Source organism: Vibrio sp. 2132-1 (genome assembly GCF_033344315.1).
Genome location: NZ_JAWPON010000011.1, coordinates 191524 through 202909 on the forward strand (window position 1 = coordinate 191524; position 11386 = coordinate 202909).

Sequence of the window (11386 nt, forward strand, 5' to 3'; positions counted from 1 at the left end):
GGGGTGGCTAACGAGACTTGAACTCGCGACAACCGGAATCACAATCCGGGGCTCTACCAACTGAGCTATAGCCACCACTGATTTTTACCGATGTATCCTCCGAGGCAATGGTACGCCCGAAAGGATTCGAACCTTCGACCTTTGGCTCCGGAGGCCAACGCTCTATCCAACTGAGCTACGGGCGCATGCCCTATCGGCGGAGTGGAATAATACGGATATCACACTATGCCGTCTAGTACTTTTTTTACTTTTTTTATCGTTTGGTCTCTTTTTCGACAGTTATCTTCCTTTAAACTGAATTTTTGATGTGATTCACGCCCTGTCATGGATAACTTGTTGTTTATTGCAACAAGTTATCGGGATATAATCACCCATTATTTACATTGATTTAACAGCTGCAACCAAGTTGTCTAATCATTCTATGCCATTCAGTGGAATTTAGTGATTTCTCTGCTCGGCATTAATACTCTAACTATATAAATAGGTAAGTCACTTACCTCGGGAATGTGAAGTGGGTTTAATGGATATGTCTCGACAAATGATTAGCGTTTTGTTCGCTGCCTTAACGTTTTCTACGGCAGCTTTAGCTTCTGACATCAGCCAAACTGAATACGATGCGATCGCAGAACGCATCCAACCTGTCGGTGATGTTTATCTAGCGGGTTCTGAGCCAGTGAAAGAAGAACCAACCGGTCCACGTGATGGCGCCACAGTTTATGGTACTTTTTGTATTGCTTGTCACGCATCTGGTGTAAACGGCGCACCTAAAACAGGTAATGCCGATGACTGGGCACCGCGTATTGCACAAGGCAAAGAGACGTTAGTGAAGCACGCGTTAGAAGGCTTCAATGCGATGCCTGCCAAAGGAACCTGTATGGACTGTTCTGACGATGAAATCATCGCAGCAATCGACCACATGATTGAAGGTCTATAAGTAAAGACATCAACGAAAAAGGCTTGCCAACTGGCAAGCCTTTTTGTTTTTAGTCAGTGAACACAAGGATACTCTACTTCTTAAACATTGCTCGAATATTGGCAATGTGTGCCTGACCTTTCGCCATACGCTCTTCTGCTGATACTGGCTTTTTATTCACTTCCCATTCAACGTCATCAAATGGCAGCTCATCCAAAAAGCGGCTTTGAGTCGGTTTGATCAACTCGCCGAACTGTCGACGCTCTTTGCACATAGTGAAAGTCAGTTCACGCTGCGCACGGGTAATGCCAACATACATCAGACGACGCTCTTCTTCGACGTTGTCTTCATCAATACTGGTTTGGTGCGGTAAAATACCTTCTTCAGACCCAATTAAGTATACATATGGGAACTCAAGGCCTTTTGATGCATGCAGCGTCATCAGTTGTACTGCATCGCTGTCTTCATCTTCTTCGCCACGTTCCATCATGTCACGCAAGGTCAAACGTTGAACGACTTCTTTTAACGTTTTCTCTTCTTGATCGTAGTTGTCACCTTCTAGGTCCGCCACTATCCAGGAGTAAAGATCAGAAACGTTCTTCATTCGCATTTCAGCGGCTTTCGGGCTTGCTGAAGTTTCGTATAACCAATCTTCGTAATGGATATCGCGAACCAAGGAGCGAACCGCTTCGACGGTATCGCCACGCTCAGCTTGGTCAGCAATCGCCACTAACCATTGGGTGAAACGACGTAAGTTTTCCAGGCCGCGTCCCGTTAAGTGCTGTTCGAGCCCCATTTCAAAACTCGACTCAAACAGGCTCTTCCCACGCATATTGGCATAACTGCCTAGCTTTTCTAACGTTACTGGGCCAATTTCACGTCGTGGTGTATTCACAATACGTAAGAATGCATTGTCGTCATCTGGATTAACCAAAACACGCAAATACGCCATGATGTCTTTAATTTCTGCGCGTGCAAAAAACGAGGTGCCGCCAGAAATTTTATAAGGCACACGGTTTTGCATCAGAGACTTTTCAATTAAGCGCGATTGGTGGTTACCACGGTACAAAATTGCGTAATCACGATAGTCGGTTCGATTCAAGAATTTGTGTGCAATCAACTCCCCCGTGACACGCTCAGCCTCGTGCTCTTCATTTTTAGCCAACAACACTTTGAGTTTTTCACCGTCAGGAATTTCTGAAAATAAGGACTTCTCATAGACGTGAGGGTTGTTGGCTATCAAAATGTTGGCCGCACGCAGGATTCGACTCGTAGAGCGGTAGTTTTGCTCCAACTTAATCAATCGCAAATTCGGGTAATCTTCACCCAGCAAGACTAGGTTCTGAGGCTTCGCACCACGCCATGAATAAATGGACTGGTCATCATCTCCTACGACCGTCAATCGCCCACGTTCACCGACGATTAATTTCACCAACTCATATTGGCTCGTGTTGGTATCTTGGTACTCATCGACCAACAGATAGCGGATACGGTTCTGCCAACGTTGACGAACGTCTTCATGATTGCGCAAGAGTAAGACGGGCATCAAAATTAGGTCATCAAAATCGAGCGCGTTATAGGCTTTCATTTGCTTTTGGTACATATCAAAGCAGAACGCAAACAATTGTTGCTGCTCACCTTGCGCACGCGCTTTGGCTTGCTCTGGCGTCAACATGTCGTTTTTCCAATTGGAAATACAACTCAGAAGCTGACGTAGCAGGTCTTTATCACCATCAAGCTGCTTTTCGGTAAGTTCCTTGAGTAGCGCCAGTTGGTCTTGGTCATCAAACAGTGAAAAGCCCGCTTTCAATCCTAAATGCTTGTATTCGCGTTTGATGATGTTTAATCCCAAGGTGTGGAACGTTGATACCATCAAACCTTTAGACTCGGCTTTCCCCAACGTTTGGCCGACACGTTCTTTCATTTCACGCGCCGCTTTGTTGGTAAACGTCACCGCTGCAATATTACGCGCTTTGTAGCCACATTGCTGAACCAGATAAGCGATTTTATTGGTAATAACACGAGTTTTGCCCGAGCCAGCACCAGCTAGCACTAGGCATGGACCAGACACGTATTTCACGGCTTCATCTTGACTAGGGTTCAGCTTCATAGAAATTCTCTGCGGGTGATAAATGTGGCGCCTATGATAAAGGGGTGGCCTCGTGAAAGCTACGCTGATTTCTTGTAATTTTCATACCAACAAGCGCAACATTCTGTTGCATAAAAGGCGGGTATTTGAGCTATAATGAATGAACGTTCATTCACTAGTGGTAGGATTATGAAGGATAACCCTGCTGTAGATAAGCGAGAACAAATCTTAGTCGCTGCAGAGCAACTCATTGCTGAATCGGGCTTTCAAGGGCTTTCCATGCAAAAGCTCGCCAATGAAGCAGGTGTCGCAGCAGGAACGATTTATCGTTATTTCTCAGATAAAGAACATCTTTTGGAGGAGTTACGCCTTAACGTTGCAAAGCGTGTCGCTACGGCTGTGCAACTGGGCGTGAGTGAAGAGATGCCTTTAAAACAGCGATATCGAACCATGTGGCTCAATATTTGGAATCTAGCGAGCTCGAATTTAAATGCGCTCAGCAATCGAGTTCAATATGAGTCTCTACCCTGTTCAAATAGTAGCAAAGCTCGGGAACTTGAAAGACAAATGTTTGCCCAAGTAGATCTTCTTTTTAATCAGGGGAAAGAAGAGGGCGTATTCAAGTCTCTCGATAACGAAGTGCTTTCTGGATTGAGTTTTGAGGCAAGTGTTGCACTTGCTAGGAAACACGCTTTGGGATTTTATCAGCTGGATAAGGCGGCATTAGAAGCTGCTATTGAAGCCAGTTGGGATGCAATTATTAAACACTAACTTGGAGTTCTTAATAGAATGAAAAAGTGGATTTTGATGCTATCAATTGTTTTATTACTTTTTGGTAGTGTTGTGACATACAGGCTAATTGATATCAAAGACAAAATGGAACAGTTTGCCAATCGCCCTGAACCAGCATTCCCAGTAACCGTAACTGAAGTACAAGCGGTTGATTGGGTTCCTGCTATAGAGGCAATTGGCTTTATTGAACCAAACCAAGGGGTTACCGTTGCTAATGAAACTAGCGGTGTTATCGACAAAATCGCATTTGATTCCGGTACTCAAGTCAAAGCAGGCCAGCCATTAGTACTGCTTGACTCTGACGTTGAGAAAGCGAATTTAAAGAGCTCGCAAGCCAAGTTGCCAGCAGCAGAAGCGAAATACAAACGCTACCAAGGGCTATTTAAAAAAGGCTCTATTTCTAAAGAAGCGTATGACGAAGCAGAAGCGAACTACTTCTCCTTAAAAGCGGACATTGAAAGCTTGAAAGCGACCATCGACCGACGCGAAATCAAAGCGCCATTTGATGGTGTAGTAGGTATTCGTAACGTGTACCTAGGTCAGTACCTACAAGCGGGTACTGATATTGTTCGCCTGGAAGACACCAGCGTGATGCGCTTACGCTTTACCGTGCCGCAAACCGATATTTCACGTATCAACATCGACCAAGAAGTGGATATCTTCGTGGATGCCTACCCAGAACAGCCTTTCAAAGGTTCAATTTCTGCGATTGAGCCTGCGGTTAACGTACAAAGTGGCTTGATTCAGGTTCAAGCAGATATCCCTAACAGTGATGGCAAACTGCGTAGTGGTATGTTCGCACGTGCAAACATCATTCTGCCTAAATTAGAAAATCAGGTCACTCTGCCTCAAACTGCGATCACGTTTACGCTATACGGCGACAATGTTTACATCGTAACGGAAGAAGATGGCGAGAAACGCGTTAAGCAGCATGTGGTAAAAGTTGGCGAACGCTCTAAAGATATCGCACACATTCTAGAAGGCGTGAAGCCAGGTGATGTAGTGGTGACATCGGGTCAAGTCCGTTTAAGTAACCACGCAAAAGTAAGCATTGTCGAAAGCGATGCAACTACCCCACCTGCTGAAACACCAATGCTTTAAGTTGGAGGCATCATGCGCTTTACAGATGTTTTTATAAAACGTCCAGTTTTAGCGGTATCGATCAGTTTTTTGATTGCATTGCTTGGTTTGCAAGCCGTGTTCAAAATGCAAGTTCGTGAATACCCTGAAATGACGAATACAGTGGTCACCGTGACCACCAGTTACTACGGTGCAAGTGCCAACTTGATCCAGGGCTTTATTACTCAGCCATTGGAGCAAGCGGTGGCGCAAGCCGATAATATTGATTATATGACCTCGCAATCGGTGTTAGGTAAATCAACCATTACTGTCAACATGAAGTTGAATACCGACCCAAACGCGGCATTGGCTGACATCTTAGCGAAAACTAACTCGGTACGTTCCCAGCTTCCAAAAGAAGCCGAAGACCCGACCGTAACGATGTCGACCGGTTCTACTACCGCGGTATTGTATATTGGTTTTACCAGTGACGAGTTGTCTTCCAGCCAGATCACCGACTACCTTGAGCGTGTAATCAACCCACAGCTATTCACTGTAAATGGTGTATCAAAAGTCGACCTTTACGGTGGTATGAAATACGCGCTGCGCGTATGGCTAGATCCAGCCAAAATGGGCGCATTAAAGCTGACTGCAACGGATGTGATGAGCGTTCTTAACGCCAACAACTACCAATCTGCGACGGGTCAAGCGACGGGTGAGTTCGTGCTTTATAACGGTAGCGCGGATACTCAGGTATCAAACGTTGCTGAACTTGAAGCGTTGGTCGTAAAAACGGGTGAAGGGGACGTTATTCGCTTAGGTGATATCGCGAAGGTAACACTTGAGAAGAGTCACGACGTTTACCGTGCAAGTGCAAACGGCCAAGAAGCCGTGGTTGCTGCAATCAACGCCGCGCCAAGTGCCAACCCAATCAACATCGCTGCTGATGTGCTTGAATTATTACCTCAACTTGAGCGCAACTTACCAAGTAACATCAAAATGAACGTGATGTACGACTCTACCATTGCGATCAACGAGTCAATTCACGAAGTAGTGAAAACGATTCTTGAAGCGGCAATTATCGTACTTGTAGTGATTACACTGTTCCTAGGTTCGTTCCGTGCGGTCATCATTCCTATCGTCACTATTCCACTCTCTTTGATTGGTGTGGCGATGGTTATGCAGGCAATGGGCTTCTCTTGGAACTTAATGACACTACTAGCGATGGTACTTGCCATCGGCCTGGTGGTGGATGACGCGATCGTGGTGCTAGAAAACGTGGACCGTCATATCAAAGAAGGCGAGTCACCATTCCGTGCAGCAATCATTGGTACGCGCGAAATTGCTGTGCCAGTTATTGCGATGACATTAACGCTAGGTGCGGTATACGCACCAATCGCGTTGATGGGCGGTATTACGGGCTCGTTGTTCAAAGAGTTCGCTTTAACGCTAGCAGGTTCGGTATTTGTGTCCGGTATCATCGCTTTAACGCTATCACCTATGATGTGTTCAAAGATGCTGAAGGCGAACGAAAAGCCGAGCAAGTTTGAGCAAAAAGTTCACCATATCCTTGATGGCATGACTAATCGCTACGCAAATATGTTAAAAGCAGTAATGGCGAGCCGACCAGTGGTGATCGTATTTGCCATTATTGTATTTGCAAGCCTACCTGTTTTATTCAAGTTTATTCCTAGTGAACTAGCTCCTTCTGAAGATAAAGGTGTTGTTGTGCTCATAGGGACCGCACCATCGAATTCGAATTTGGACTACATCCAAAACACCATGGATGATGTGAATAAGATTCTCTCTGATCAACCAGAAGTAGAATACGCTCAGGTATTTAACGGTGTACCGGATTCTAATCAAGCGTTTGGTTTAGCTACACTCAAACCATGGGGCGAACGAGAAGCGAGCCAAGCAGAAATCAAACAGCGTGTTGGTGGGCTTGTTTCGAGCATTCCGGGAATGTCTATTGCTGCCTACGAAATGCCGGAACTACCAGGTGCTGGTTCAGGCCTTCCTGTACAGTTCGTAATTACAACACCAAACAACTTTGAAAGTTTGTTTACCGTTGCAAATGACATTCTGTCAGAAGTAGCAAGCAGTCCAATGTTTGTCTATTCCGATCTGGATCTGAAATATGATTCTGCAACGATGAAGATCAAGATCGATAAAGACAAAGCGGGTGCCTACGGTGTGACTATGCAAGACATTGGTATCACCCTCAGTACTATGATGGCAGATGGCTATGTAAACCGTATCGACCTAAATGGCCGTTCTTATGAGGTAATTCCTCAGGTTGAGCGTAAATGGCGTCTAAACCCAGAATCGATGAAGAACTACTATGTACGCTCTGTAGATGGTAAAGCGGTTCCATTAGGTAGTCTGATTACCATCGATGTGGTGGCCGAGCCTCGCTCTTTGCCACACTTCAACCAGTTAAACTCAGCGACTGTAGGTGCAGTTACTGGCCCTGGTGTCTCGATGGGAGATGCTGTTAATTGGTTTGAAAATATCGCACAAACCAAACTGCCTGCAGGCTATAACCACGATTACATGGGCGAATCTCGTCAGTTTGTGACAGAAGGTAGTGCCTTGTATGCAACCTTTGGTCTTGCACTTGCGATCATCTTCCTCGTTCTGGCGATTCAATTTGAATCACTCCGCGACCCTATTGTCATCATGGTATCTGTACCGCTAGCAATATGTGGTGCCTTGATCGCGTTGGCGTGGGGTACGGCCTCCATGAACATCTACTCGCAGGTTGGTTTGATCACGCTGGTCGGCCTGATCACCAAGCACGGTATCTTGATCTGTGAAGTAGCCAAAGAAGAGCAGTTACATAATAAACTGTCTCGTATTGATGCGGTGATGGAGGCTGCGAAAGTGCGTCTTCGCCCTATCCTAATGACAACCGCAGCAATGATCGCAGGTCTGATCCCGCTGATGTACGCAACAGGTGCAGGCGCCGCACAACGTTTCAGTATCGGTATCGTCATCGTTGCTGGTCTAGCAATTGGTACATTGTTCACACTATTCGTACTACCTGTGATTTACAGCTACCTAGCAGAAAAACACAAACCACTGCCAGTATTTGTTGAAGACAAAGACTTGGAGAAATTGGCACGAGTTGATGAAGCGAAAGCAGCACACCGTGAATTAGCGGATAACAGATAAGCTTTTAAGGCATTCAAAAAGGTCACTTCGGTGACCTTTTTTATTGCCGCTCTCTTTTTTGCCATCTAAATGGCGACTTTCACGTATCATTTACTTAAAATGAGGGCAAATCAAAAGGAGTTTTAGCCACTATGTTTGACCCAAAGAAATTAGAGCAAATTGCTAAACAGATTCACGACTCAATGCCTCAACCTGTAAAAGAGTTGGGCTCTGATGTTGATCAGAAGGTTCGCCAAGTAATCCAAGGCCAACTGAATAAGCTAGATGTAGTAAGCCGCGAAGAGTTTGATGTTCAAACTCAAGTTTTACTGCGCACGCGTCAAAAACTGACAGAAATGGAACAGAAATTGGCGGAGCTTGAAGAGAAGCTTGCAGAAAAATAAGTGTTAAAACGCTCCTCACAAAGGAGCGTTTTCTTTATGAGGATTAAACCGACTTGTTTCATAAGTGGCTAAAAAGAAAAAGCTTGGTCAACGGCGACCAAGCCTTTTGATTAGATGTTGTGTTTTATTTTGTATTTATCACTCCAGTCTGCCTGGAGTTTATCTACTGCGTTACTTGAGACTAAGTAAATTACGCAGTATTAAGGTTTCATTTCTAGGAGAAGGCGCGGACTTTACGATAGTAAACGAGCACCTTCGACACCGAAATGGAACCTTAAGGCCAGTAATTTAGCCGCCCACCGCGATACGCTTCATATCAGTCATGTAACCACGTAGCTCTTCACCGATGTACTCTACAGGGTGGTTGCGGATTGTTTCATTCACAGCGATAAGAGTCGCGTTATCTACTTGGTTAGACGTTTCACCTAGACCTTTGCCAATAACGTCTGTACTAACAGAAGGCATGAATTTTTCACGCAGTAGCGGCGTTGCTACATTAGCAAATAGGTAGTTACCATATTCAGCCGTATCAGAGATAACCACGTTCATCTCGTATAAACGCTTACGTGCGATAGTGTTTGCGATAAGTGGCAGCTCGTGTAGAGACTCGTAGTAAGCAGACTCATCGATGATGCCAGATGCCGTCATTGCTTCGAATGCTAGCTCAACACCCGCACGAACCATAGCAACCATCAGGATACCGTTATCGAAGTACTCCTGCTCAGAGATTTCTACGTCAGTTTCTGGGTAGTTTTCGAAAGCAGTTTCACCCGTTTCTGCACGCCAGCCTAGTAGGTTTGCATCGTCGTTTGCCCAGTCAGCCATCATCGTGCTAGAGAAGTGACCTGTGATGATGTCATCCATGTGCTTGTTGTATAGCGGACGCATCAGCTCTTTTAGCTCTTCAGAAAGCTCAAATGCTTTCACTTTCGCAGGGTTAGTTAGGCGATCCATCATATGAGTGATACCACCAAACTTCAGAGCTTCCGTGATCGTTTCCCAGCCGTATTGAAGAAGCTTGCCTGCGTAGCCAGGTTCGATACCGTCAGCAATCATCTTCTCGTAACATACGATAGAACCAGCCTGCAACATGCCACAAAGGATAGTTTGCTCACCCATTAGGTCAGATTTCACCTCAGCAACAAAAGAAGACTCTAGACAGCCTGCACGGTGACCACCTGTTGCTGCAGCCCAAGCTTTCGCGATATCCCAACCTTCACCTTTTGGGTCGTTCTCTGGGTGAACAGCGATAAGAGTTGGAACACCGAAACCACGCTTGTATTCTTCACGAACTTCCGTACCCGGACATTTAGGTGCAACCATTACTACCGTTAGGTCTTTACGGATTTGCATGCCTTCTTCAACAACGTTGAAACCGTGAGAGTAACCCAGTGCTGCGCCTTCTTTCATTAGCGGCATTACCGTCTCAACAACGTTTGTGTGCTGCTTATCAGGAGTAAGGTTTACTACTAAGTCAGCTTGTGGAATTAGCGTTTCGTAGCTACCTACCTCAAAACCGTTGTCTTTTGCGTTTTTGAATGACTGGCGTTGCTCATCAATCGCTGCTTGGCGAAGCGCATAAGCAACGTCTAGACCAGAGTCACGCATATTCAGACCTTGGTTAAGACCTTGAGCACCACAACCTACGATGACCACTTTCTTGCCTTTTAAGTAATCCGCTTCTGAAGCAAATTCGCTACGGTCCATAAAGCGACAACGACCTAATTGGTCCAACTGCTCGCGCAAGTTTAAGGTATTGAAATAATTAGCCATCTGGGTGCTCCTTTGAGATTCTTCCATTGAGGTCGGTAATTGCCTTACCGAATAACTTCATACTAAAACAGACATTAAATTGCTTAAAGTGATATATTCACAATTAGTTATTGCAATTTGTGCAACATGGAAATGAAGATTTAATGAATATCAAAAGCCTGCAACTTTTTATTCATCTGTGTGAGAGTAAAAGTTTCGCTAAGACCGCAGCAGCGATGCATGTGAGTCCTTCAGCCTTGAGCAGACAAATACAAAAGCTAGAGGAAGAAACTAGCCAACAATTGTTTTTGCGGGACAATCGCAGCGTTGATTTAACGAGCCAAGGCAAAAAGCTAGTCCCAGTCGCCTTAAAAATTCTTGGCGAATGGCAGCAGTACCAAAGTCACCTAAAGGGAGCCGAGGATGAATTGAAAGGAGAAATCCGTCTATTTTGTTCGGTTACTGCAAGCTACAGCCACCTGCCAGAGTTAATCTCTGATTTTCGTCTGCAGCATCCTTTTATCGAATTTAAGCTATCAACCGGCGATCCAGCTCAAGCGATCGACAAAATTTTAGCAGATGAAGCCGATATTGCCATCTCAGCCAAATCTGAGCAGATGTCAAGCAAAATCGCATTTGAAACGATCAGTGAAATACCGCTTTCTGTCATCGCTCCTGTCGGCGTGAGTTCATTTGCGGAGGAGCTACAAAAAGAAAGACCAAGCTGGTCAGTCATTCCATTCATTCTCCCAGAAGCAGGGACAGCAAGAGATAGAGCCAATACTTGGCTCAAAAAAATGAAAATAAAGCCAAATATCTACGCGCAAACGTCAGGGCATGAAGCCATCGTAAGTATGGTTGCACTAGGATGCGGTGTAGGTATAGCACCTGATGTCGTGATCAACAATAGCCCGGTGAGAGAGAAGATAAATCGCTTAAAAGTGTTACCAATTAAGCCGTTTGAACTTGGTGTCTGCTGCAACAAAAATCAGTTAGAGAATCCATTAGTGAAGGCTTTTTGGAAAGTGGCAGAGAGTAAATACATTACACCTTAACGATAGATGTTTTGAGTTCTGAGTGCTTAGGTAATTTTCAAAACCCAGAAACGCAAAAAAGCCCACTCTTTCGAGTGGGCTTTTTCAAATTTAAAGCCTGGCGATGTCCTACTCTCACATGGGGAAGCCCCACACTACCATCGGCGCTATTTCGTTTCACTTCTGA

The 11386-nt window shown here is 45.1% G+C and carries 8 protein-coding genes and 2 tRNA genes; 6 read left to right on the plus strand and 4 right to left on the minus strand.

The annotated features are described in order from the left end of the window. Positions 1 to 2: 2 nt before the first annotated feature. Positions 3 to 75: transfer RNA gene (locus R8N47_RS14475), tRNA-His, on the minus strand. Between the two features lie 33 nt (positions 76 to 108). Further along, a tRNA-Arg gene (locus R8N47_RS14480) sits at positions 109 to 185 on the minus strand. Positions 186 to 520: 335 nt separating this feature from the next. Here R8N47_RS14480 and R8N47_RS14485 point away from each other — a divergent pair. Beyond that, complete coding sequence (locus R8N47_RS14485) at positions 521 to 934, plus strand: c-type cytochrome (protein ID WP_012841248.1); 414 nt, start codon at positions 521 to 523, stop codon at positions 932 to 934. Positions 935 to 1007: 73 nt separating this feature from the next. Here the strand turns inward: R8N47_RS14485 and rep are convergent, their stop codons facing one another. Further along, positions 1008 to 3023: a DNA helicase Rep gene (gene rep / locus R8N47_RS14490; protein WP_005398170.1), complete on the minus strand. Its 2016-nt coding sequence runs from the start codon at positions 3021 to 3023 to the stop codon at positions 1008 to 1010. 168 nt (positions 3024 to 3191) lie between these two features. On the opposite strand from rep, the gene R8N47_RS14495 reads away from it, so the two are divergent. The 4 genes from R8N47_RS14495 (at position 3192) to ubiK (ending at position 8413) form a co-directional block, all read left to right on the plus strand. Next, positions 3192 to 3773, plus strand: a complete 582-nt coding sequence (locus R8N47_RS14495) for a TetR/AcrR family transcriptional regulator (protein WP_104216645.1) — start codon at positions 3192 to 3194, stop codon at positions 3771 to 3773. Positions 3774 to 3791: 18 nt separating this feature from the next. Beyond that, positions 3792 to 4895, plus strand: a complete 1104-nt coding sequence (locus tag R8N47_RS14500; RefSeq protein ID WP_012841250.1) for an efflux RND transporter periplasmic adaptor subunit — start codon at positions 3792 to 3794, stop codon at positions 4893 to 4895. A gap of 12 nt (positions 4896 to 4907) precedes the next feature. Next, a complete protein-coding gene (gene vmeD / locus R8N47_RS14505) occupies positions 4908 to 8030 on the plus strand; it encodes a multidrug efflux RND transporter permease subunit VmeD (protein WP_006743289.1) in 3123 nt (1040 codons plus the stop codon). Between the two features lie 131 nt (positions 8031 to 8161). Continuing rightward, positions 8162 to 8413, plus strand: coding sequence for a ubiquinone biosynthesis accessory factor UbiK (ubiK, locus tag R8N47_RS14510; RefSeq protein WP_005398178.1), 252 nt, complete (start codon positions 8162 to 8164; stop codon positions 8411 to 8413). Positions 8414 to 8701: 288 nt separating this feature from the next. On the opposite strand, the gene ilvC is transcribed toward ubiK, so the two are convergent. After that, positions 8702 to 10186 carry a ketol-acid reductoisomerase gene (gene ilvC, locus R8N47_RS14515; RefSeq protein ID WP_109168648.1) on the minus strand — a complete coding sequence of 495 codons (1485 nt, stop codon included), beginning with the start codon at positions 10184 to 10186 and terminating at the stop codon, positions 8702 to 8704. Positions 10187 to 10329: 143 nt separating this feature from the next. Between ilvC and ilvY the strand changes: the two genes are divergently transcribed. Beyond that, positions 10330 to 11220 (plus strand): HTH-type transcriptional activator IlvY, encoded by an 891-nt coding sequence (gene ilvY / locus R8N47_RS14520; protein ID WP_318070420.1) that lies wholly within the window; start codon positions 10330 to 10332, stop codon positions 11218 to 11220. Positions 11221 to 11386 lie beyond the last annotated feature (166 nt).